The sequence below is a fragment of the Pseudomonas sp. SDO52101_S400 genome (assembly GCF_054071635.1).
Genome location: NZ_JBSVWF010000023.1, coordinates 1 through 23,391, shown reverse-complemented (window position 1 = coordinate 23,391; position 23,391 = coordinate 1). Strand labels below are relative to the sequence as shown.

The 23,391-nt window shown below is 61.5% G+C and carries 22 protein-coding genes; 8 read left to right on the top strand and 14 right to left on the bottom strand.

The window, feature by feature from the left end; all coding sequences use genetic code 11:
- Positions 1-3: 3 nt before the first annotated feature.
- Together ptsP and ACW9HX_RS13775 are read right to left on the bottom strand one after the other, a co-directional pair.
- Positions 4-2,280: a phosphoenolpyruvate--protein phosphotransferase gene (ptsP, locus tag ACW9HX_RS13780; protein WP_457381029.1), complete on the bottom strand. Its 2,277-nt coding sequence runs from the start codon at positions 2,278-2,280 to the stop codon at positions 4-6.
- A gap of 22 nt (positions 2,281-2,302) precedes the next feature.
- Complete coding sequence (locus ACW9HX_RS13775) at positions 2,303-2,782, bottom strand: RNA pyrophosphohydrolase (RefSeq protein WP_003229203.1); 480 nt, start codon at positions 2,780-2,782, stop codon at positions 2,303-2,305.
- Positions 2,783-2,925: 143 nt separating this feature from the next.
- Here ACW9HX_RS13775 and ACW9HX_RS13770 point away from each other — a divergent pair, with 143 nt between their 5' ends.
- Positions 2,926-3,582, top strand: coding sequence for a histidinol-phosphatase (locus tag ACW9HX_RS13770; protein ID WP_457381028.1), 657 nt, complete (start codon positions 2,926-2,928; stop codon positions 3,580-3,582).
- A gap of 118 nt (positions 3,583-3,700) precedes the next feature.
- On the opposite strand, the gene ACW9HX_RS13765 is transcribed toward ACW9HX_RS13770, so the two are convergent.
- A complete protein-coding gene (locus tag ACW9HX_RS13765) occupies positions 3,701-4,126 on the bottom strand; it encodes a DUF2269 domain-containing protein (protein ID WP_457381027.1) in 426 nt (141 codons plus the stop codon).
- Between the two features lie 39 nt (positions 4,127-4,165).
- Positions 4,166-5,680, bottom strand: coding sequence for a threonine ammonia-lyase, biosynthetic (ilvA, locus tag ACW9HX_RS13760; RefSeq protein ID WP_457381026.1), 1,515 nt, complete (start codon positions 5,678-5,680; stop codon positions 4,166-4,168).
- 148 nt (positions 5,681-5,828) lie between these two features.
- On the opposite strand from ilvA, the gene rpiA reads away from it, so the two are divergent.
- Positions 5,829-6,503: a ribose-5-phosphate isomerase RpiA gene (gene rpiA, locus ACW9HX_RS13755; protein ID WP_096817491.1), complete on the top strand. Its 675-nt coding sequence runs from the start codon at positions 5,829-5,831 to the stop codon at positions 6,501-6,503.
- Positions 6,504-6,649: 146 nt separating this feature from the next.
- On the opposite strand, the gene ACW9HX_RS13750 is transcribed toward rpiA, so the two are convergent.
- The 4 genes from ACW9HX_RS13750 to ACW9HX_RS13735 form a co-directional block, all read right to left on the bottom strand.
- The gene (locus tag ACW9HX_RS13750) at positions 6,650-7,567 is read right to left on the bottom strand and encodes an SdiA-regulated domain-containing protein (RefSeq protein ID WP_457381025.1); all 918 of its coding nucleotides are present in this window, start codon (positions 7,565-7,567) and stop codon (positions 6,650-6,652) included.
- Between the two features lie 106 nt (positions 7,568-7,673).
- The gene (locus ACW9HX_RS13745; RefSeq protein WP_457381024.1) at positions 7,674-8,597 is read right to left on the bottom strand and encodes an SdiA-regulated domain-containing protein; all 924 of its coding nucleotides are present in this window, start codon (positions 8,595-8,597) and stop codon (positions 7,674-7,676) included.
- A 224-nt stretch (positions 8,598-8,821) separates the two neighbouring features.
- Positions 8,822-9,487 (bottom strand): fumarylacetoacetate hydrolase family protein, encoded by a 666-nt coding sequence (locus tag ACW9HX_RS13740; RefSeq protein ID WP_096817485.1) that lies wholly within the window; start codon positions 9,485-9,487, stop codon positions 8,822-8,824.
- Positions 9,488-9,527: 40 nt separating this feature from the next.
- Positions 9,528-10,922 carry an FAD-binding oxidoreductase gene (locus tag ACW9HX_RS13735; protein ID WP_457381023.1) on the bottom strand — a complete coding sequence of 465 codons (1,395 nt, stop codon included), beginning with the start codon at positions 10,920-10,922 and terminating at the stop codon, positions 9,528-9,530.
- A 206-nt stretch (positions 10,923-11,128) separates the two neighbouring features.
- Between ACW9HX_RS13735 and serA the strand changes: the two genes are divergently transcribed.
- Positions 11,129-12,358, top strand: a complete 1,230-nt coding sequence (serA, locus tag ACW9HX_RS13730) for a phosphoglycerate dehydrogenase (RefSeq protein WP_085709015.1) — start codon at positions 11,129-11,131, stop codon at positions 12,356-12,358.
- A gap of 63 nt (positions 12,359-12,421) precedes the next feature.
- Here serA and ACW9HX_RS13725 read toward each other — a convergent pair whose 3' ends face one another.
- Entirely contained in the window at positions 12,422-12,847 is a 426-nt protein-coding gene (locus tag ACW9HX_RS13725) for a DUF4399 domain-containing protein (protein ID WP_457381022.1), read from the bottom strand.
- A 134-nt stretch (positions 12,848-12,981) separates the two neighbouring features.
- On the opposite strand from ACW9HX_RS13725, the gene ACW9HX_RS13720 reads away from it, so the two are divergent.
- Positions 12,982-13,545: a transporter substrate-binding domain-containing protein gene (locus tag ACW9HX_RS13720; protein ID WP_457381021.1), complete on the top strand. Its 564-nt coding sequence runs from the start codon at positions 12,982-12,984 to the stop codon at positions 13,543-13,545.
- Positions 13,546-13,748: 203 nt separating this feature from the next.
- Here the strand turns inward: ACW9HX_RS13720 and ACW9HX_RS13715 are convergent, their stop codons facing one another.
- Complete coding sequence (locus ACW9HX_RS13715; RefSeq protein ID WP_457381020.1) at positions 13,749-14,234, bottom strand: DUF523 domain-containing protein; 486 nt, start codon at positions 14,232-14,234, stop codon at positions 13,749-13,751.
- Position 14,235: 1 nt separating this feature from the next.
- Positions 14,236-14,868, bottom strand: a complete 633-nt coding sequence (locus tag ACW9HX_RS13710) for a 2OG-Fe(II) oxygenase (RefSeq protein WP_457381019.1) — start codon at positions 14,866-14,868, stop codon at positions 14,236-14,238.
- 108 nt (positions 14,869-14,976) lie between these two features.
- Between ACW9HX_RS13710 and ACW9HX_RS13705 the strand changes: the two genes are divergently transcribed.
- Positions 14,977-15,729: a DUF2059 domain-containing protein gene (locus ACW9HX_RS13705; RefSeq protein ID WP_457381018.1), complete on the top strand. Its 753-nt coding sequence runs from the start codon at positions 14,977-14,979 to the stop codon at positions 15,727-15,729.
- Between the two features lie 119 nt (positions 15,730-15,848).
- On the opposite strand, the gene bipL is transcribed toward ACW9HX_RS13705, so the two are convergent.
- Positions 15,849-16,802: a phospholipase BipL gene (bipL, locus tag ACW9HX_RS13700; RefSeq protein ID WP_457381017.1), complete on the bottom strand. Its 954-nt coding sequence runs from the start codon at positions 16,800-16,802 to the stop codon at positions 15,849-15,851.
- A 97-nt stretch (positions 16,803-16,899) separates the two neighbouring features.
- Between bipL and ACW9HX_RS13695 the strand changes: the two genes are divergently transcribed.
- Positions 16,900-17,478 carry a DUF6436 domain-containing protein gene (locus ACW9HX_RS13695; RefSeq protein ID WP_457381016.1) on the top strand — a complete coding sequence of 193 codons (579 nt, stop codon included), beginning with the start codon at positions 16,900-16,902 and terminating at the stop codon, positions 17,476-17,478.
- Positions 17,479-17,581: 103 nt separating this feature from the next.
- Positions 17,582-19,993, top strand: a complete 2,412-nt coding sequence (locus ACW9HX_RS13690; protein WP_457381015.1) for a penicillin acylase family protein — start codon at positions 17,582-17,584, stop codon at positions 19,991-19,993.
- Between the two features lie 223 nt (positions 19,994-20,216).
- Here the strand turns inward: ACW9HX_RS13690 and ACW9HX_RS13685 are convergent, their stop codons facing one another.
- Entirely contained in the window at positions 20,217-21,182 is a 966-nt protein-coding gene (locus ACW9HX_RS13685; RefSeq protein WP_457381073.1) for a GlxA family transcriptional regulator, read from the bottom strand.
- 190 nt (positions 21,183-21,372) lie between these two features.
- Between ACW9HX_RS13685 and ACW9HX_RS13680 the strand changes: the two genes are divergently transcribed.
- Complete coding sequence (locus ACW9HX_RS13680) at positions 21,373-22,014, top strand: HD domain-containing protein (RefSeq protein WP_457381014.1); 642 nt, start codon at positions 21,373-21,375, stop codon at positions 22,012-22,014.
- Between the two features lie 118 nt (positions 22,015-22,132).
- Here ACW9HX_RS13680 and ACW9HX_RS13675 read toward each other — a convergent pair whose 3' ends face one another.
- Positions 22,133-23,311 carry an NAD(P)/FAD-dependent oxidoreductase gene (locus tag ACW9HX_RS13675; RefSeq protein WP_457381072.1) on the bottom strand — a complete coding sequence of 393 codons (1,179 nt, stop codon included), beginning with the start codon at positions 23,309-23,311 and terminating at the stop codon, positions 22,133-22,135.
- Between the last annotated feature and the right edge of the window lie 80 nt (positions 23,312-23,391).

Genomic DNA, 23,391 nt, shown 5'->3' with positions numbered 1-23,391 from the left:
ACTTCAGACCTTGACCGCCGCCGGATTGACCATCTTCGCCAACCCAAGGTTCTTCAGCGCCAGTTGCAGCGAGCTGTGGATAACTTGCGGGTTGTCGATGGTCATCAGTTCCGCCAGCAGGTCCTTGGCCTTGCTCAGGTTAATCTGGCGCAGCATCCATTTCACCTTCGGCAGGTTGGTGGCGTTCATCGACAGGCTGTCGAAGCCCATTGCCATCAACAGCACCGCTGCCGCCGGGTCACCGGCCATCTCGCCGCAGATGCTCACCGGCTTGCCTTCGGCATGGGCGTCACGCACCACGGTTTGCAGGGCTTGCAGCACCGCCGGGTGCAGGTAGTCGTAGAGATCGGCCACTCGTGGGTTGTTGCGGTCAACCGCCAGCAGGTACTGGGTCAGGTCGTTGGAGCCGACCGACAGGAAGTCCACCATCCGCGCCAGTTCCCTGGTCTGGTAGACCGCCGCAGGAATTTCGATCATCACACCCACCGGCGGCATCGGCACGTCGGTGCCTTCGTCGCGCACTTCGCCCCAGGCACGGTGGATCAGGTGCAGCGCCTCTTCGAGCTCGTGGATGCCGGAAATCATCGGCAGCAGGATCCGCAGGTTGTTCAGGCCTTCGCTGGCCTTGAGCATCGCGCGGGTCTGCACCAGGAAGATTTCCGGGTGGTCGAGGGTGACGCGGATCCCGCGCCAGCCGAGGAACGGGTTGTCTTCCTTGATCGGGAAGTACGACAGCGACTTGTCCCCGCCGATGTCCAGGCTGCGCATGGTCACCGGTTGCGGGTGGAACGCGGCGAGCTGCTCGCGGTAGATCGCCAGTTGTTCCTTCTCGCTCGGGAAACGCTGGTTGATCATGAACGGCACTTCGGTGCGGTACAGGCCGACGCCTTCGGCGCCACGCTTCTGCGCCCGCGCCACGTCCGCCAGCAAGCCGGTGTTGACCCACAGCGGCATGCGGTGGCCATCGAGGGTCACGCACGGCAGGTCGCGCAGGGTATCGAGACCCAGCGCCAATTGTTTCTCTTCTTCAACCACGTCGGCGAATTGCTTGCGTAGCACTTCGCTGGGGTTGGTGTAGACATCGCCCTTGGTGCCATCGACGATCATGTCGATGCCGTCGACCTTGGCATACGGCAGGTCGACCAGACCCATGACCGTCGGAATGCCCATGGCCCGGGCCAGGATTGCCACGTGGGAGTTGCCCGAGCCGAGTACCGAAACCAGACCGACCAGCGTGCCCTCGGGCACCTCGCCGAGCATTGCCGGCGTCAGTTCTTCGCTGACCAGAATGGTTTTTTCCGGGTAGACCAGGTTCTGCTGACGCTCTTCCTGTAAATAGGCGAGCAAGCGACGGCCCAAGTCCTTGACGTCCGACGCCCGCTCTCGCAGGTATTCGTCGTCCATCAAATCGAAACGATTGACGTGGTCCGTCACGACCTGGCGCAGCGCGCCCTGGGCCCACTGGCCAGTCTTGATCACGTTAGTGATTTCGCTGCCCAGCGAGGCATCGTCGAGCATCATCAGGTAGACGTCGAACAGAGCACGCTCTTCCGGACGCAACTGGGTCGCCAGTTTCGCCGACAACGCACGCATGTCGGCGCGCACACCTTCGATGGCAGTCTTGAACAGCGCCAGTTCCGCGTCGATGTCGGTGACGGTCTTGTCCGGCACCACGTCCAGATCCGCCGGCGGCAACATGACCACCGCCGTACCGACTGCCGCACCCGGCGAACCCGGCACGCCGACGAACTTGGCTTCCTGGATGCCCTTGCCCTGACGGCCCAGGCCACGGATCGAACCCGTGGCCTCGGCGTGGGCGATTACCCCGGCGAGCTGCGCGCTCATGGTCACGAGGAAGGCTTCTTCACCCTCATCGAACTGGCGGCGTTCTTTCTGCTGGATGACCAACACGCCGACGACGCGGCGGTGGTGAATGATCGGTGCTCCGAGGAACGAGGCGTAGCGCTCCTCGCCGGTTTCGGCGAAGTAGCGGTAGCGCGGGTGATCCGCGGCGTTTTCGAGGTTAAGGGGTTCTTCACGCGTGCCGACCAGGCCGACCAGACCTTCGTTGGGTGCCATGCTGACCTTGCCGATCGAGCGCTTGTTCAAGCCCTCGGTGGCCATCAGGACGAAGCGGTTGGTCTCGGGATCAAGCAAGTAGACCGAGCAGACCTGGCTGCCCATGGCCTCTTTGACGCGCAATACAATAATCCCCAACGCCGCCTTGAGATCCTTGGCGGAGTTAACTTCCTGGACGATCTTGCGCAGCGTATTGAGCATGGCTCGGGGTCGAACTCCGTCGTCAGTCGCGCGCTAAAAGGCGCGGGGCAAGCTCTTTGAGAGCGCGGCGATACACCTCGCGCTTGAATGTCACCACCTGGCCCAACGGATACCAATAGCTGACCCAGCGCCAGCCATCGAACTCCGGTTTACCGGTCAAATCCATCCGCACCCGCTGCTCGTTGGAGATCAGGCGCAGGAGAAACCATTTCTGTTTCTGGCCGATGCACAGCGGTTGGCTGTGGGTTCGCACCAGACGTTGCGGCAAACGATAGCGCAACCAGCCCCGGGTACAGGCGAGAATTTCAACATCTTCGCGTTCCAGGCCCACTTCTTCGTTCAACTCGCGGTACAAGGCGTCTTCCGGCGTCTCCTCGGGATTGATCCCACCTTGCGGAAACTGCCAGGCATCTTGATTGATACGGCGAGCCCATAGCACCTGTCCGGCGTCATTCGTCAGAATGATCCCGACATTAGGACGGAAACCATCGGGGTCGATCACGGCAACAACCTCGCAAACGCATGTCGCCGCATTGTTCCACAAAGCTTGTGAAGGCGGCAACGAAGGTTCCGAGCTTATGTGCACTCTTGTGAAAAGACCGTATTCTTGTGGCCTTTTTACTGACTTTTCAGCGGGTAACTGCAATGCGCCTGGCTTTATTCGATTTGGACAACACCCTTCTGGGCGGCGACAGCGATCACGCTTGGGGCGATTATCTGTGCGAGCGCGGCTTCCTCGACCCGATCGCCTACAAGGCACGCAACGACGAGTTCTATCAGGACTACCTGGCGGGCAAACTGGATAACGCCGCGTACCTGAACTTCTGCCTGGAAATTCTCGGCCGCACCGAAATGGCCGTGCTCGATCAATGGCACAGCGACTACATGCGTGACTGCATCGAGCCGATCGTCCTGCCTAAAGCCCTGGAACTGCTGAAAAAGCACCGCGACGCCGGCGACAAACTGGTGATCATCACCGCCACCAACCGTTTCGTCACCGCACCGATTGCCGTGCGCCTGGGCGTTGAAACCCTGATCGCCACCGAGTGCGAGATGCAGGATGGCCGCTACACCGGGCGCAGCACCGACATTCCGTGCTTTCGCGAAGGCAAGGTGACGCGCCTGAACCGCTGGCTGGAAGAAACCGGGCATTCGCTGGAAGACAGCTACTTCTACAGCGACTCGATGAATGATTTGCCGCTACTGGAGCAGGTGGCGAATGCCGTAGCGGTCGATCCGGACCCGAATCTGCGTGCCGAAGCCGAGAAGCGTGGCTGGCCGGTGATCAGTCTGCGCGGCTGAAATTGCCTTCGTCGGAACGCCGCCCGGAGCAAGCCCGCTCCCACATTCGATCTGTGTCGTACACAAATCCCCTGTGGGAGCGGGCTTGCTCGCGAAGGGGGCGACGCGGTCTCAAGCCTTAAACCGGCTTGGCGCCCATCAACCCGGCAATCGCGACAAAGCAGGCAAAACTGAACAGCGCCAAGGCCAAACTGAACTTGCCGACGCCACCCGGCGTCTTGCGCAAACGATTCAACCGCACCAACAGCCAGAGCCACGCCAGCGCCGCCACGGTGTACAGCACGCTGGACGCCAGAATCCACGTCTGCCCCAGTGGCCAGCCCACCAGATGCACCATCCACCAGCCGGTGAACGGCATGCTCAGCAGTGCCAGGCCCATCAGCAGCCAGACAAACACCCGTGGCCGCTGCAAGGTGCGGCTGCCCGCCGTGGCATCACCCTTGCGCCGGGCGAGGAAAACCCAGACGCCCAGCCCCAGCGCACCCGCCAGCAGAACCACGGTGGCGACCATGTGCGCGGTTTTCAGGGCAGTTAACGTTTCCATTGTCAGATTTCCTTATGGCCTGCCCATCAGCGTAGCCGCTCAGCCAAGAAACAGCTGATAGGCCGGGTTGTCGCTTTCGTCCCAGTACGGGTAGCCGATTTCCGCCAGTGCTGCGGGAACCAGGTGACGCTCTTCGTAAGGCACTTGCAGACCGGCGACCACACGGCCATCTGCCGCGCCGTGGTTGCGGTAGTGGAACATCGAGATGTTCCAGCGCCCGCCGAGTTTGTTGAGGAAGTTGAACAGCGCGCCCGGACGCTCCGGGAACTCGAAGCGCAACACCACTTCATCCACCACCTGCGCCGCGCGCCCGCCGACCATGTGGCGAATGTGCAACTTGGCCAGTTCATTGTCGGTGAGGTCGAGTACCGGGAAACCTTGCTCGGTCAGGCTCGCCAGCAGCGCGCTGCGCGGGTCGTTTTCCGGATGGGTCTGCACGCCGACGAAGATGTGCGCTTCGCTGCCGGTGTTGTAGCGGTAGTTGAATTCAGTGATCTGGCGCTTGCCGATGGCTTCGCAGAACGCCTTGAAGCTGCCGGCCTTCTCCGGGATGGTCACGGCGATAATCGCTTCGCGGCCCTCACCCAGCTCGGCGCGCTCGGCGACGTGGCGCAAACGGTCGAAGTTGACGTTGGCCCCGGAGTCGATGGCGACGAAGGTCTGGCCGCTGACGCCACGCTGCTCGACGTACTTCTTGATCCCGGCCACACCCAGGGCGCCGGCCGGTTCGGTGATCGAACGGGTGTCGTCGTAGATGTCCTTGATCGCCGCGCAGATTTCGTCGGTGCTGACAGTGATCACTTCATCGACGTAATCCTTGCAGATATCGAAGGTGTGCTGGCCGATCTGCGCCACCGCCACGCCGTCGGCGAAGATGCCCACGGTCGGCAGCACAACGCGCTCGCCCGCCGCCATCGCCGCCTGCAGGCAGTTGGAGTCGTCGGGCTCGACGCCGATGACCTTGATGTCCGGCCGCAGGTATTTCACGTACGCCGCAATACCGGCGATCAGACCGCCACCGCCCACCGGAACGAAGATCGCATCCAATGGCTGCGGGTGCTGGCGCAGAATTTCCATCGCCACGGTGCCCTGCCCGGCAATGGTGTGCGGATCGTCGTACGGGTGGATGTAGACGTAGCCTTTTTCATCGACCAGTTTCAGCGAGTAAGCCAGGGCTTCCGGGAACGAATCACCGTGCAGCACCACCTTGCCGCCACGGGAGCGCACGCCTTCGACCTTGATCTCCGGGGTGGTCTTGGGCATCACGATGGTCGCTTTCACGCCCAGCACTTTCGCCGCCAGGGCCAGACCCTGCGCGTGGTTGCCCGCCGATGCGGTGACCACGCCACGGGCGCGCTCTTCGTCGCTCAACTGGGTCAGCTTGTTGTAGGCGCCGCGAATCTTGAACGAGAACACCGGCTGCAAGTCTTCGCGCTTGAGCCAGATGTCGTTGCCCAGCCGCTCGGAGAGCTGGCGAGCGTTCTGCAGCGGGGTTTCTACGGCAACGTCATAAACGCGCGAGGTGAGGATCTTTTTGACGTACTGTTCGAGCATCGGAAAGCATCACTGAGCGGGTTGGGCAGGGCCAACGAGTCTAACCCGGCTTTCGGGCGCACGACCACACGAATCCAGAGGTTTTAGCCCGGCTTGAGGCTATAATGCCGGCCTTTCCGTTCTTACCTTGCCCGCTTCCGGAGCCCGCATGACCCAGGATCAACTCAAACAGGCCGTGGCCCAGGCCGCCGTCGACTTCATCCTTCCGAAACTCGACGACAAAAGCATCGTCGGGGTCGGCACCGGCTCCACCGCCAACTGCTTCATCGACGCCCTGGCCCAGCACAAGGGCGCGTTCGATGGCGCGGTCGCCAGTTCCGAAGCCACCGCCGCGCGCCTCAAGGGCCACGGGATTCCGGTGTACGAACTGAACACGGTCAGCGACCTGGAGTTCTACATCGACGGCGCCGACGAAAGCGACGAGCACCTGAACCTGATCAAGGGCGGCGGCGCAGCCCTGACCCGCGAGAAGATCGTTGCGGCCGTGGCCAAGACCTTCATCTGCATCGCCGACGGCAGCAAACTGGTGCCGGTGCTCGGCGCGTTCCCGCTGCCGGTGGAAGTGATCCCGATGGCTCGCAGCCACGTTGCCCGCCAACTGGTGAAACTGGGCGGCGACCCGGTCTACCGTGAAGGCGTGCTGACCGACAACGGCAACATCATCCTCGACGTGCACAATCTGCAGATCACCAACCCCGTAGAGCTGGAAGCGCAGATCAATGCGATCGTCGGCGTGGTCACCAACGGCCTGTTCGCGGCGCGTCCGGCGGATCTGCTGCTGCTGGGCACCAGCGAAGGCGTGAAGACTCTGAAGGCCGAGTAAGCCGAAACTGCCCACATCTTTGTGGGCAGATGAAAAACCTGTGGGAGCTAGCTTGCTAGCGATAGCGGTATGTCAGTCGACATGTTTGGCGACTGACACCCCCTCATCGCGAGCAAGCTCGCTCCCACAGTGTTTTGTGGTGCGAATTAGTTTTGCGCAGGCTTCTTGAAGACATAAAACAGATTCGGCTCGCTCACCAGATACAACGTCCCGTCGTCATCCATCGCGATGCCTTCCGCCTGTGGCACGGTTTTCTTCAGTCCTTGCCGGCCACCGTTCAATGACATCGTGCTCAACGGGCGCCCATCCACATCCAGCTCCAGAATCAGCCGTGACTCGTCCGACAGCGCCAGCAGATGGCCGCTGCGCTCGTCGTATTGCAGGCTCGACAGGTCACGCACGAACATCCCGGCGTCGCGCTTGGGGTTGTTGATCACATGCACCGCGTAGGACTTTTCCGGATTGAAGTGCGGAAAGCCGTGCACCTCGTAGATCAGCATCGGATCGCGCTCCTTGGCCACGAACAGACGCTTGCCCACCGAGTCATAGGCCAGGCCTTCAAACCCTTTGTTGCCGCTCATGTGCACGCCGAGGGTCATTTGCTCGGCGTCCGCTGCATCGAGGAACGAGGTGTCGTGCTCCAGATGAATCTTGATCAGGCGCTGCTGGCGCTCGTCGGTGATCACGTAAGTGTCGGCGCTGATGAACTCCACCGCCTCCGGATCACCGAAGCCGATCAGCGCGACACGGCGCAGAATCTGCCCGTCCAGCGACAGCTCGATCAGCTCGGCATTCTTGTTGGTGACGGTGAACAGGCTTTTGCGCACCGGGTCGTAGGTCAGTGCGGAGACGTCATCATTCAACCCTTCAATCACCCGCGACTCAATGTCCACCCGATACTGATCCAGACCAATGGATTCGCTGCTCTGTGGCTGCCAAAGAGTATGCAGATTGAACCAGGCACGCTCGAACAGACGCAGGTATTGGCCGATCGCAATCAACGCGATCAGGGCAATCACCGTCAGGATGATCAGAAGAGGTTTGGGACGGGCAAATCGACGCATTCGGGCTGGGCTCGGGATCAAAACAGGCGGATGAAATATCACGCCTGTCTGAATCGAAGCTTAATGGCCACTTGCCTCGGACTACAACCTTGCTGCGGCAGGCGGATTATTTCTGCTTTTCGAAGCGGTAGAACAGGTTCGGTTCGCTGACCATGTACAGCGTGCCCGCCTCATCCATGGTCACGCCTTCGGCGCGGGGGATGGTCTGCTTCAGACCGTTGAAACCGCCCAGCAGGGTCATGAAGCTGACCTGCTCGCCCTTCTCGTCCAGCTCCAGCAGCAGATGCGAATCGGCAGACAGCACCAGGGTATGTCCGGTGCGCGGATCGATGGCCAGGGCTGAGAGGTTGCGGATGTCCAGTTCGTCGTTCGGCAGTTTTTGCTTGTCGCCGGTGAGGGTCTGGCTGCCGTCGCTTTTCCAGGTGAACAGCGCCGGTGGCCGCTCTTCGCCCAGCAACAGTCGCTGGTTGCGGGCATCCCAGGTGATGGCTTCGAAAGCCTTGTTCTGGTTTTTCGAAGGACCGAGGTCGTACTTCGGGAAGTCGTCGCGCTTCAGTTCGCGGGTATTGGCATCGACCTTGACGATCGACAGCATGTGCTCACGTTCATCGACTATGGCCAGCAAGCCATTGCCCATGACCGTCACGCCTTCCGGGTTGGTCCAGCCCACCAGTGGCATCTTGCGCAGCACGTCACCCTGCAAGGTCAGCTCGACCAGGAACGGGTTCTTGCCCATCACCGAGAACAGAGTCTTGCTCTGCGGGTCGTAGGACAGGTCCGACGCCTCGTCCTTTTCCATGCCCGGCAGCAGCTTGGCGTCGATCACCACCCGATAGTCCGGCAGCCAGACACTCGCCGTGCGTTCAGCCGGACTTTCGAAGCGCTCGCGCAGCCACAACAGGCCCCGGTCATCCCAATGCATCGCATACGCCAGACCATAACCGGCAGCGACTACCAGCAGCAGCCAGTAGTACCAGCGCAAGGCGAAACGTGAACGGCGAGCAGTGTTGAGCTGAGTTTGAGATGACATCAGAGGACGCGTTCCGAAAATTCAGGCTATGGGTAATAGCACAAAGAGGCCGGCTCAGACGCCAGAATGACCGGAATTATCCGGACAGGATGTGAAAAAAACGGCAAATGGCGGGATCGCCCTGCGCCTTTGCAGGCGGGATCACAAAACAAAAACGGGAGATTGCTGGCCTGAGAGCTCAGCTCAAGCCTGCAATCTCCCATTCGGAGGGCGCGGCGTCCGGATCAGCGAACGCTGCTGGTGAAGCGACTGGCGCCCGGCAGTTCCAGCACGATGTCATCGCCAACGTTCAACGGCCCGACGCCCACCGGCGTGCCGGTCAGGATCACGTCACCGGCCTGCAGCGAGAAGCAGCCGGCCATGTGCTGGATCATCGGCACGATCGGGTTGAGCATCGCGCTGCTGTTGCCGTCCTGGCGCACTTCGCCATTGATGGTCAGGCGAATGCCGATGTCGGTCAGGTCGGCAAAGGTGCTGCCGACCACGAACGGCGCAATCACCGCCGCGCCGTCGAACGACTTGGCGATTTCCCACGGCAGGCCCTTGGACTTGAGTTCGGCCTGCTTGTCGCGCAGGGTCAGGTCCAGCGCCGGGGCGAAACCCGAGATCGCGTCCAGCACTTCTTCGCGGCTTGGCTTGGTCGACAGTGGTTTGCCGATCAACACAGCGATTTCCGCTTCGTAATGCACGGAGCCACGCTCGGTCGGAATGCTGAAACCGCCTTCCAGCGGCACTACGCAACTACCTGGCTTGATGAACAGCAACGGCTCGGTCGGGACCGGGTTGTCCAGTTCCTTGGCATGTTCGGCGTAGTTACGGCCGATGCACACCACTTTCCCCAGCGGAAAATGAATCCGCGTACCGTCGACATACTGGTGCTGATAGCTCATTACCGACTCCTGCCTTCATTGATTCATCAGGGATTGCAGATCAAACCGCGAAGATCTTGCCCGGGTTCATGATGCCGTTCGGGTCGAACACCGCCTTGACCGCTTTCATGTATTCGATTTCCACCGGCGAGCGGCTGTAGGTCAAGTAATCGCGTTTGGTCATGCCCACACCGTGTTCGGCGGAAATCGAACCGTTGTACTTCTCGACGGTTTCGAACACCCACTTGTTGACGGTGGCGCACTTGGCGAAAAACTCGTCCTTGCTCAGGTTGTCCGGCTTGAGGATGTTCAGGTGCAGGTTGCCGTCGCCGATGTGGCCGAACCAGACGATTTCGAAATCCGGATAGTGTTTGCCGACGATCGCGTCGATTTCCCGCAGGAACGCCGGGACTTTCGAGACAGTGACCGAGATGTCGTTCTTGTACGGTGTCCAGTGGGAGATGGTTTCGGAGATGTACTCGCGCAGCTTCCACAGGTTCTGCAACTGGGTTTCGCTCTGGCTCATGACACCGTCCAGCACCCAGCCCTGCTCCACGCAGTGCTCGAAGGTTTCCAGGGCGGTGTTGGCCACTTCTTCGGTGGTCGCCTCGAACTCCAGCAACGCATAGAACGGGCAGTCGGTGTCGAACGGCGCCGGAACATCGCCACGGCCCATGACCTTGGCCAGGGCCTTGTCGGAGAAAAACTCGAACGCGGTCAGGTCGAGTCGGCCCTGAAAGGCGTGCAGCACCGGCATGATCGAATCGAAATCGGCGGTGCCGAGGACCATTGCGGTCAGGTTTTTCGGTGCACGATCCAGGCGCATGGTGGCTTCGACCACGAAGCCGAGGGTGCCTTCGGCGCCAATGAACAGCTGCCGAAGATCGTAACCGGTGGCGTTCTTGATCAGATCCTTGTTCAGTTCCAGCACATCGCCCTTGCCGGTGACCACTTTCATGCCTGCGACCCAATTGCGGGTCATGCCGTAGCGAATGACCTTGATCCCGCCGGCATTGGTGCCGATATTGCCGCCAATCTGGCTGGAACCGGCCGACGCGAAGTCCACCGGGTAGTACAAATCATGTTCTTCGGCCGCGTTCTGCAGTTGCTCGGTGACAACGCCCGGCTGACAGACGGCGGTGCGGTCGGTGAGGTTGATGTCGAGAATCTGGTTCATGTAGTCGAACGACACGACCACTTCGCCATTGGCGGCCACGGCCGCGGCGGAAAGGCCGGTGCGGCCGCCCGATGGCACCAGCGCCACTTTATGTTCGTTGGCCCAGCGGACGATGGCCTGCACCTGCTCGATGGTCTTGGGGAACACGATGGCGCTGGGCGCCGGGGCGAAGTGCTTGGTCCAATCCTTGCCGTACGCGTTCAGGGAGTCGGCATCGGTCAGGACCTTGCCAGGCTCGACCAGGGTCTTCAGTTCATCAATCAGGACAGGATTGGTCATCGACGGAACTCTCGAACAATTCATGGTCATCCTGAGAACGCTTCACGTCGCAGGAATGAGTGATTAGCGGGGCGGCTATGCTAGCATACCGACCCCGCAGGCCAGTGCCCAAGGCCTGTTCTGCGGCGACGGCATTCTTGCCGTGCGGGTCAGCTCCAGGCTGCTCCCCTCCCTGCCATTTTTCTCCGGGATACAGGTTTACGCAGATGAGCAAGACTTCTCTCGATAAGAGCAAGATCAAGTTCCTTCTTCTCGAAGGCGTCCACCAATCGGCTGTCGACGTCCTCAAGGCGGCGGGCTACACCAGCATCGAATACCTGACTGGCTCCCTGCCGGAAGACCAGCTCAAGGAAAAGATCGCTGACGCTCACTTCATCGGCATTCGTTCGCGCACCCAACTGACCGAAGAGATCTTCGATCACGCGAAGAAGCTGGTGGCAGTCGGCTGTTTCTGCATCGGCACCAACCAGGTTGATCTGGAAGCGGCCCGCGAGCGCGGTATCGCCGTGTTCAACGCGCCGTACTCCAACACCCGCTCCGTTGCCGAGCTTGTGCTGGCCGAAGCGATCCTGCTGCTGCGCGGCATCCCTGAGAAAAACGCTTCCTGCCACCGTGGCGGCTGGATCAAGTCGGCGGCCAACTCCTTCGAGATCCGCGGCAAGAAACTGGGCATCGTCGGCTACGGCTCGATCGGTACTCAGCTGTCGGTCCTGGCTGAAGGTCTGGGCATGCAGGTGTTCTTCTACGACACCGTGACCAAGCTGCCACTGGGCAACGCGACCCAGGTCGGCAACCTGCACGAGCTGCTGGGCATGTCCGACATCGTCACCCTGCACGTACCGGAAACCGCTGCGACCCAGTGGATGATCGGCGAGAAGGAAATCCGCGCCATCAAGAAGGGCGGCATCCTGATCAACGCTGCACGCGGTACCGTGGTCGAGCTGGATCACCTGGCCGCCGCGATCAAGGACAAGCACCTGATCGGCGCCGCCATCGACGTGTTCCCGGTCGAGCCGCGCTCCAACGATGAAGAGTTCGAAAGCCCGCTGCGCGGCCTGGACAACGTGATCCTGACCCCGCACATCGGCGGCTCCACCGCTGAAGCGCAGGCCAACATCGGTCTGGAAGTGGCAGAGAAACTGGTCAAGTACAGCGACAACGGTACGTCCGTATCGTCGGTGAACTTCCCGGAAGTGGCCCTGCCGGCTCACCCTGGCAAGCACCGCCTGCTGCACATCCACGAGAACATCCCGGGTGTGATGAGCGAGATCAACAAGGTCTTCGCCGAAAACGGCATCAACATCTCCGGTCAGTTCCTGCAGACCAACGAGAAGGTCGGCTACGTGGTGATCGACGTCGACGCCGAATACTCGGAGCTGGCGCAAGAGAAGCTGCAACACGTCAACGGCACCATCCGTAGCCGCGTGCTGTTCTGATTCCGCGCTGAGCCACAAAAAAGGGAGCTCCTCGGAGCTCCCTTTTTCATGCCGGTGGAAAAGTCATTTCACCGTCACGGTGATCTTTTCCGAAACGATTGGCGGGTCGAAGGCCATGTGGCCCTTGTCGCCCAGTTCCAGCTGCAAGGTGTGCTTGCCAGGCGTCAGGGTCAGTTCGGTTTCGGTCTGGGCCTTGCCGAAGTGGATGTGGTTGGCATCGGCCGGGATTACGCTGCCCGCCGGGACAATCTCCTTGGCATCGACCAGCAAGTGATGGTGCCCGGTGTTCGCGGTAGGGTCGCCGGCCGGCGCAAGGGCAATGCCTTTGACTTCAAACTTGACCTTGAATGTCTTGTCCACAACGGCACCGCTGCTCGGCTCGACGATACTCACTGAAGCACCTGCCGGCGCCGGTGTAGCGGCGCTGGCCAGCATCGAAGCACTTAACAGAAGCCCTGCCAAAGCGGCGCGTGACATGAATGTTTTCATTCTCTTCTCCAGTTTTTCCGTAAAATCCGCGCGGTCATGACAACTTCATGACCATTCGTTGTCGAAGGCACTCGACAACCATAGCAAAGCGAGCCTGAACAGCAGGCCGCGACAATGATTTCAAAGGAGTGACCATGCGCTTTCTGCCTGGCCTGATCTGCCTGCTTCCCCTTCTGAGCCCGCTGGCTCACGCCGAACTGATTGATGACGTCTACGACCGTGGCGAGTTGCGCATTGCCCTTGAGGCTAATACACCGCCCTTCAATTTCAAGGACGGCGACACACTCACGGGGTTCGAGGTCGAGCTTGGGCAACTGCTGGCCAACGAGCTGGATGTTCGCGCCGACTTCATCGTCACCGACGAAGCCGATCTGTTCCAGGGCGTCGAAAGCGGCAAGTACGACGTCGCGCTCAACCACATAGCACTGACCCCGGAACTCAAGGATCGTTTCGACGTGAGCGAGCCTTACACGCAGGTCAATGCGCAGCTGCTGGCGAAAAAGGATGAGCAGCCCCGCCCATTGGTTCTGGTACAGACACTGACTGAAGAGAAACCGAAGGTTGGGCCGCCGGTGGAGCTGGCGATTCCGTTTCAGAAGGGTAACCCGGCGTTTCACGCGAGCCTTGAGAATGCGTTGCAGCGGATCAGGGCGGATGGGCGGTTGGAGGCTTTGACTGAGAAATGGTTGAAGAATTAAGGGCCTCAAAGAGCCCCTCACCCTAGCCCTCTCCCGGAGGGAGAGGGAACTGACTCGGGGATACTCTAGAAATCTGCCGACCTGTTAATGCTTTGGTGAATCCATAATCGACTCGATTTTTCAGGTCGATGTATAGCGTCAGACCGCTCGGTCGGCCCCCTCTCCCACCGGGAGAGGGCTGGGGTGAGGGCAGCGCTCTCGGATCAGTCGAATATTTCCAAAGCCACCGCCGCCTCAACCAACTCAAGCTCACTGAAGACCTGCACCCCATGGCGCTTCAGCAACGCAGCAGTAACCCCCTCGCCACTCACCTTCACCCCACTGAATGTCCCGTCATAGGTCAGCAGATTCCCGCACGAAGGACTGTTGGCCTTGAGCACCGCCACGTGAATCCCGTGCTTTTGCACCAATTCCAGCGCCTGCCGTGCGCCGTCGAGAAACTGCGCACTGACGTCCTCACCCTCGGTGGTGATCACCGCAGCGAGGCCATCGAGCACTTCACCGCCCTGCCCGCCCGGAATCTCCGCCGCCGCCCGGGGTGTCGGCAAACCACCCGCCACTTCCGGGCACAGCGGCACGACGCGCCCTTCGGCAATCCACTGTTCCAGCAGATCGAACGGCCCGCTGGCCCCGCCGTCATAACGCACGCGATGGCCCAACAGGCAGCGACTCACGAGAATCTTCTGCATCTCAGAAAGGCTCGTTGCCACGACGGCGGAACCAGCCTGTCAGCGACAGTCGCTCGCGGTTGGCTGGCAACACTTCATGGGGGACTTCGCCGGAGAGAAACACCACCAGACAACCGCCCGTTGGTTGCACGTCATGAACGCGGTCGTTCTCCAGATACATGCGCAGTTGCCCGCCATCCTCCGGCAGCCAGCCGTCATTGAGATAGATCACTGCCGACACCATACGCCGGTCATCGTCGCGAAAACGGTCGACATGCTTGCGGTAGAACGCACCCGGCGGGTACAGGGCGAAATGGCATTCGAAGTCTTCAAGACCGAGGAACAGTCCGCGATTGAGCGCCTCACGCAGGCTGTCCATCAGGTTCAGGTAGCGGTCGCTGGCCTCAGCCTGGCCGGGGTCGATCCATTGGATATGGTCACCCCGAATGCCCTCGCGAACCTCCGACAGCGGCCCGCGTCCGACTCCTGCCGGCGCCAGCTCGCCTTCGGCTTCACGTTTGCGGCACTCGGCGGCCAGCGCGCGGGTCAAATCGGCAGGCAGGAAAATGTTCTGCTGCGACCAGCCACGTTCGGCCAGATCGTCGACGATACGTAACAGCAGCGGGTGTTCAGAGGATATTTGCATGGCGCGCATAGTATGCCTGTGCCAGGAATTCCGACAGAGCCACGCGGCGGCTTGATACGAATTCTCGACAAGTACTGGCACCGCACGGAGAATAGTCCGCTGCTGACAGGAGTCCCTATGCGCCGTTTGCTTTTTTCACTGTTGATGTTCTGCGCTTTGCCCGCCTGGGCAGACGGCCACGACCAGCTGTACAAGGTCGCCGGCTGGCCGGACCAACGCGCGCATTTCAATGACGCCCTGAGCGCCGCGCAACAGCGTTACCAGAACAGCTTGCCGCCGGCAGTGTTTCAGGCGCTGGTGAACAACAGCAATCAGCGCTTTGCTCCTCAGGCCGTGGATCAACGGGCCGAAGCACAATTGCGCAAGAACCTCGCCGATCCGAAACCGGCCTTGTCGTTCTTCCAGTCACCGCTGGGCAAGAAGATCGTCGCCGCCGAACTGCTGGCGACCCGCCGCGACCAATTGGCGAAAAACGCCAAGGGCCTGCCGAAGATGCCGGCCAGCGACAGCCGCCTGCTGATCATCGGCCACCTCGCCCAGGCCCTGCCTGCCCGTGAAGCCGGTGCCGAAGTCAGCCTGGCGATTGCCGGTGTGGCAGCGGACAGCCTGAGCTCGATGATCCCCGGCCTGCTCGGCGGCGGTCAGGCCCAGGGCATGTTGAACGGCCAGCGCCAGCGCCTGATGGATCAGATCGGTGCCGACCTGAACAACACGCTGCTGTACGTCTATCGCGACCTGTCGGATGAAGAACTGGAAGAGTTCGCGACCTTTGCCGAATCTACCGAAGGCAAGGCCTACTATCAGGCCGCGCTGGCGGCGATTCGCGCCGGGTTGGCCGTGGGGCAAAGCACCTCGAACCTCAGCCAGTAATCTTTATGACCTGACAGACCGCCTTCGCGAGCAAGCCCGCTCCCACATTCGACCGAGTTGATGCTGGATGAGTACGGTTAAATGTGGGAGCGGGCTTGCTCGCGAAAGGGCCATCAGGATCACTGGGAATGACGGCCCTTGATCCGCTTGTTCAGGAACTCGAAATATTCCTCGCGCATTTCCGCCGTCTCATTGGCCAGGTGATGCCGCGCCTCGGCCAGCAGCAGAATCTGCGGCCGGTCGAACTTCCACTTCAGCACTTGCAGGTTGTGCGGCCAATCCACCGTCATGTCCGCCTGGCCCTGAATGATCAGCGGACGGCGCGGACTTTTCTTCGCGTATTCCACTCGCTTGATCCAGCGTGACAACGCACCGACCCACGCCGTCGGCAGGCGTTTGGGTTGCAACGGATCGGCCTGCAGGAACGGCAGGAATGCCGGGTCGTTGGAGTTCTCGCTGAAACGCCGGGCAATGCCCCTGACAAAAGGCCTGAGCAGGTAGTAACTGAACTGCGACCAGCCCCAGGCCCGCGGCCGCACCAACGGTGCCAGCAGAATAAGTTGGCCTTGCGCAGGGCTGTTTTCGCCATGGTTGAGCACGTGATCGACAATGATCGCCCCGCCGGTGCTTTGCCCGCACAAGTGCCACGGCTGCGGGAGCGCAATCGAGTGCGCCTCGGCGAACAGGCCTTGCAGGGCATCCTGATATTCAGAGAAGTCGCGAATGCTCGCCCGTGGCCCGCTCGACAGACCGTGCCCCGGCAGATCGCAGGCAATCACTGCGAACCCCTGATTCAGCGCCCACTCGATCACATGCCGGTAGAGACCGGTGTGGTCATAAAAACCGTGCACCAGAAACAGCGTGGCCTTGGCCGTTTCCGCCGGCCACCAGCAATGACTGACCAACTCATAACCATCGACGTCGAACCGGCCCATGCCACGCCAGACATCGCGCTCCGGAAAGTCGGTCTTGTAGAACCGCTGATACGCCTTCGCCTCCTCGGACAGCGGCTGCCACTCGGCCAAAGGCTTGAGGCTCGCACGCAGATGATCGGGATCGAAGGCAACAGACATGGGCAATTCCAGAACGGTAAACAGACTTTATCGGCCTGCGATATTCATCTGTAGAAGCAAGCATGGCAAGCTAGCGCGCCTCTGAGGACTCAAATCCATGCGCTCGCCCTACCGCACCGCACTGTTTGCCAGCCTGCTCGCCATCGTGTGTGCCGGCGTGCTGTGGGCCGCGTACGACTGGTTTCAGGGCCGCTACCTGCGGGCCTTCAGCGAACACACTGCGGTGTTTTCCGGCGATCCGCTGCGCCTGCCCGACGACCTCGCCGGCCCCGGCAACATCCGCTTGGTGCACTTCTGGGATCCGGCCTGTCCATGTAACGTCGGCAATCAACAGCACCTGACCGAGATGGTCGAACAGTTCGGCCCCAAGGGCGTGGAGTTCTTCGCCGTGCAGAAGGCCGGCAGCCACGGCCAGTTGCCCGCAACGCTCAGCCAATTGAAAACCATCGCGGTGTTGCCAGGTTCGGAGCAGATTCCCGCCAGCCCGGCCGTGGCGATCTGGGACCGTAGCGGCAAACTGGCGTACTTCGGGCCTTACAGCGAAGGCCTGACGTGCAACTCCAGCAACAGTTTTATCGAACCGATCCTCCAAGCGTTGAGTGATGATCGTCCGGTCAATGCCACCCACACGCTGGCGGTCGGTTGCTACTGCCCGTGGCCAGTAGAAACGAAGTAAGGCATTCCGGACATTTAAAGGACAGCGATGCACGGCACACGAGGCGTGTGCTAATTGTTTGCAGCCCGCACGGGCGGCAACCCCGAATGCACAAGGAGTCACCATGAAACGCGTCTTCACCGTTCTTGCCTTGCTCATCGTTGCACTGCTCGCCGCCGGCGGCTGGTACGTATACAGCAAGCAACCGATGCGTCAGGGCCAGGTGGAGTTGCGCAACCTGCAAGGCTCGGTGACCGTGCGTTATGACGAGCGCGGCGTGCCGCACATCCGTGCCGAAAACGAAACCGACCTCTATCGCGCACTCGGTTATGTGCACGCCCAGGACCGACTGTTCCAGATGGAAGCCATGCGCCGCCTGGCCCGGGGCGAACTGGCCGAAGTGCTCGGACCGAAACTGCTCGACACCGACAAGTTGTTCCGCAGCCTGCGCATTCGCGAGCGCGCCGCCACTTACGTGGCCAGCCTCGACAAGCAGTCGCCGGCCTGGAAGGCCCTGCAAGCCTATCTGGACGGCATCAACCAATATCAGGACTCCCACGCTTCGCCAATGGAGTTCGACGTGCTGGGCATCCCCAAGCGGCCGTTCACCGCCGAAGACAGCATCAGCGTCGCCGGCTACATGGCTTACAGCTTCGCCGCCGCGTTTCGCACCGAACCATTGCTGACCTATGTGCGCGATCAGCTCGGCGCCGATTACCTCAACGTCTTCGACCTCGACTGGCAGCCCAAGGGCGTGCTCGCCAAGGGCCGCGCCGGCAGCGCACCGGCACTCGCTGCCGATGACTGGAAAGACCTGAACGCCCTCGCCCGCCTCAGCGAGCAGGCACTGATCGACAACGGCCTGCCGCAGTTCGAAGGCAGCAACGCCTGGGTGATTGCCGGCAGTCGCAGCAAGGGCGGCAAGGCATTGTTGGCCGGCGACCCGCACATCCGCTTTTCGGTGCCGTCGGTGTGGTACGAGGCGCAACTGTCGGCGCCGGGTTTTGAACTCTACGGCCATCATCAGGCGCTGGTGCCATTTGCATTTCTGGGACACAACCTGGATTTCGGCTGGAGCCTGACCATGTTCCAGAACGATGACCTGGACCTGATCGCCGAGAAGGTCAACCCGGACAATCCGAATCAGGTCTGGTATCACGGCCAGTGGACCGACATGGTCAGCACCGAGCAGCAGATTGCGGTGAAAGGCCAGGCGCCGGTGACCATCACCCTGCGCCAGTCGCCTCACGGGCCGATCGTCAATGACGCCCTCGGCACCGCCGCCGGGAAAACCCCGATTGCCATGTGGTGGGCCTTCCTCGAAACACCGAACCCGATCCTCGAAGGCTTCTACCAGCTCAACCGTGCCGACACCCTGGCCAAGGCCCGTGCCGCAGCGGCCAAGGTCCAGGCGCCGGGGCTGAACATCGTCTACGCCAATGCCAAGGGCGATATCGCCTGGTGGGCCTCGGCGTTGCTACCCAAGCGTCCGGCCGGGGTCAAACCCGAGTTCATCCTCGACGGTAGCGGCAATCAGGCGGACAAGGACGGCTATTTCCCGTTCAGCGCCAACCCGCAGGAAGAGAACCCGGCGCGGGGCTATATCGTCTCGGCCAACTTCCAGCCCGTATCGCCGACCGGCATGGAGATTCCCGGTTACTACAACCTCGCCGACCGTGGCCAGCAGCTCAACCGTCAGCTCGCCGACAAGACTGTGAAGTGGGACAACGAGGCCAACCAGAAGCTGCAACTGGGCACTGCCACCGGTTATGGCCCGCGTCTGTTGGCACCGTTGCTGCCGGTATTGCGTGAAGTGGTGAGCGACCCGGCGCAGCTGAAACTGGTCGAGCAACTGGCCCAGTGGCAAGGCGACTACCCGCTGGATTCCGTCAGCGCCACGGTGTTCAACCAGTTCCTCTACGACCTGGCCGACGCGGCGATGCGCGATGAGCTGGGCAACGACATGCTCGAGACCTTGCTGTCGACCCGCGTGCTCGACGCAGCGCTGCCACGACTGGCCGCCAACGCCGACTCGCCGTGGTGGGACAACCGCAACACCCCGGGCAAGGAAACCCGCGCCGACACCGTGCGCACCGCGTGGCAGGCGAGCATGACGCACCTGAAACAGACCCTCGGCGACGATGCCTCTGGCTGGCAGTGGGGCAAGGCGCATACGCTGACCCATGGTCATCCTTTGGGTCAGCAGAAACCGCTGGATCGCATTTTCAACGTCGGCCCCTTCGCCGCGCCGGGCTCCCATGAAGTGCCGAACAACCTCTCGGCGAAGATCGGCCCGGCGCCGTGGCCGGTGACCTATGGGCCATCGACGCGGCGGTTGGTGGACTTCGCGGATCCGGCTCACAGTCTGACGATCAACCCGGTGGGCCAGAGCGGTGTGCCGTTCGACAGCCACTATGACGATCAGGCGGAGGCGTATGTGGACGGGATGTATGTGCAGGCGCATTTCAGTGAGGAAGAGGTGACGGCGAATACGCGCAGTACGCTGAAGTTGCTGCCTAAGCGGGCTGCGCCTTAAAAGCCGCCCTCACCCCAGCCCTCCCGAAACGTCGGACCGCCCGGAGGGAGAGGGAGCCGACCGAGGTGTCTTGCGTCATACATCGACCTGAACGATCGGAGTCGATTATGGATTCAGCCGAGTTCGCTCAGGTCGGCGTATCTCTCCAATATTCCCCAATCGGCCCCCTCTCCCAGGGGGAGAGGGCTGGGGTGAGGGGTAGCGATCTCAAGCCAACCTCAGCTCAAACCATCGCCGCAAAATTCAGCCGAAACTGCTGCGGCGTTACCCCCAGCCGCCGGTTGAACACGCTGCGCATGTGTTGCGCATCGCGAAACCCGCACTGATACGCCACCGTCTTCAGCGGCACCGTGGTGCTTTCGAGCATCACCCGCGCCGCATCCACCCGCGCCCGCTCGACGAATTCCGCCGGGGTGACTTTCGCTTCCCGGGCAAACACCCGGGAGAAGTTACGCGCGCTCATGTTCGCGGCATTCGCCAGGTCGGCGATGGTCAGGTCGCCGGTGAGATTGGCCAGCACGTACAACTGCACCATCGCCACCGCCGACGTCGGTTCGGCATGGGGCGTGAGGAACGGACTGAACTGCGACTGCCCGCCCGAGCGCTGGGTGAACACCACCAATCGCTTGGCCACGCTCAACGCCACTTCGGCACCATAATCCCGCGCCAGCAGGTACAGCGACAGATCGATCCCAGCCGTCACCCCGGCCGAGGTGTAGAGCTGGCCATCCTCGACGTACAACCGATCGGCCTCGACCCGACTCGACGGGTACAACCGCGCCAGCGCCTCGGCGTCATTCCAGTGGGTAGTGACCGTGCGCCCGCCCAGCAACCCGGCACGGGCGAGCATGAACGCACCGTTACAGATCGAGCCGAACCGCCGCGCCCGCCCACAGGCCTCGCGCAACCACGCATCGAACGCCTCGCCGAAATCCAGGAACGGCAACTGCGGCCCACCCGCCACAAGCAGCAAGTCGAAAGCGTCCGGCACGTCGCTGAAGTGCCGATGCGCACTCAGGGTCAGCCCATTGGAGCACGCCATCGGTCCGCGCTCGACGCCGATCACTTCGAGCCGGTAATGATCCTCCGGCGCCAGAAAGCGGTTGGCCTCGGCGAACACATCCATGGGCCCGCTGACGTCCAGCGCCTGCACGCCGGGGAACACCACGATGGCGACGGTTTTGTTCATGGCGATGTCGACTCCCGGGGAATGGCGGATCAGCGCCAACCCTAGCCAATCCGCGCCGCAGAAGCGAGCTGGCACGATTTGCAGGTGGAATGGCAAGGATCGCAGCCATGGATCGATTGTCCGCTTTCGCCCCCGAGAACAGACTTTGCCCATCAGCGCCGCGACGGCGTTCTCGAAGAGGAAAGCTTCCATGAGCACCACGATTGCCGGTATCCAGATCCCCGACAGTGCCCTCGCCCGGGCCACCACCGAATACATCCGCGACATCGAATCCGACCTGCTTTACCACCACTCGCGCCGGGTGTTTCTGTTCGGCGCGTTGAGCGGAGAACGCCAGCAACTGACCTACGATCCGGAGCTGCTGTACGTCGGCGCGATGTTCCACGATCTGGGTCTGGTCGAAGGTCACCGCAGCGATGACGAGCGCTTCGAAGTCGATGGTGCCAACGCGGCAGCGGCATTTCTCAAGCCTTACGGGCTGAGCAACGACGACATCGAACAGGTCTGGCTGTCTATCGCCCTGCACACCACGCCGGGCGTGCCGAAGCATTTGCGTCCGACCGTGGCGCTGGTGACGGCGGGTGTCGAAATGGATGTGCTGGGCATGGATTACGCGGCGTTCACCACCGTGCAGCGTGAGGCGGTGGTGCATGCGCATCCACGGGGTGAGGGCTTCAAGGAGTGCATCATCTGCGCGTTTGCCGATGGCTTGCGTCACCGTCCGCATACGACGTTCGGCAATGTGAAGACCGATGTGCTGAAGGATCAGATGCCGGGGTTCAAGCCGATGAATTTCGTCGAGGTCATTCGCAACTCTCCCTGGTCTGCCTGAAACCAACTGTGGGAGCGAGCCTGCTCGCGAGGGGGGCATATCATTCAACATTGATTTTGAAGGACACACCGCATTCGCGAGCAGGCTCGCTCCCACAGGTTTTGCGTTTGATTTTGGATCAGACGTACTGGGCGGCGGCGTAACCCGAGGCCCACGCCCACTGGAAGTTGAAACCACCCAGATGCCCGGTGACGTCCAGCACTTCGCCGACGAAGTAGAGGCCCGGGCTTTTCAGCGATTCCATGGTCTTGGACGAGACTTCGCGGGTGTCGACGCCACCGAGGGTAACTTCGGCCGTGCGGTAGCCTTCGGTACCGGCCGGGACGACTTTCCAGCTGCCGAGTTTCTCGGCGATGTCCGCCAGTTCGGCGTGGGTGTACTGCTTCATCGGTTTGGAGACGAACCAGTTATCCGCCAGCAGGTTGGCCATCTTCTTGGTGAAGATTTCGCCGAGCAGGGTTTTCAGTTCGCTGTTCGGGCGTTCGGCAGTCTGCTGTTGCAGCCAGCTCGCGGCGTCGTGATCGGGCAGCAGGTTGATCTCGACCGTGTCGCCCGGCTCCCAGAACGAGGAAATCTGCAGAATCGCCGGGCCGCTCAGGCCGCGGTGCGTGAACAGGATGTTTTCGCGAAAACTCTGGTCGTTGCAACTGACCAGGCAATCCACCGAGGTGCCCGACAGCTCGGTGCACAAATCCTTGAGCTGATCGGTAATGGTAAATGGCACGAGCCCGGCGCGGGTCGGCAGCAGGTCGTGGCCGAATTGTTTGGCGACCTGGTAACCGAAACCGGTGGCACCCAAGGTCGGGATCGACAGGCCGCCGGTGGCGATCACCAGCGACTGGCACTGGATCTGGCCGAGGGTGGTGTCGAGCAGGTAACCGCCCTCGACTTTCGAGAGGGTCTGGATCGACGTGTCGAGGTGCAGGTTGACGCCGACCTGATCGCATTCGTCCAGCAACATGCCGAGGATGTCGCTGGATTTGTTATCGCAGAACAACTGGCCGAGCTTTTTCTCGTGATACGGCACGCCGTGTTTGGCGACCATGCCGATGAAATCCCACTGGGTGTAGCGGGCCAGCGCGGATTTGCAGAAGTGCGAATTCTGCGAGAGGAAATTGCTCGGTTCGGTGTACATGTTGGTGAAGTTGCAGCGCCCACCGCCGGACATAAGGATTTTCTTGCCGGCCTTGTTCGCGTGGTCGAGCAGCAGCACCTGACGCCCGCGCCCGGCGGCGGTCAGTGCACACATCAACCCTGCGGCGCCAGCGCCAATGATCACGACTTCGGTAGAGCGCAAAACGGTGTCCTCACGTTGTTCACCACAAAACAAACTGTGGGAGCGGGCTTGCTCGCGAAAGCGGTGTGTCAGTTGACACA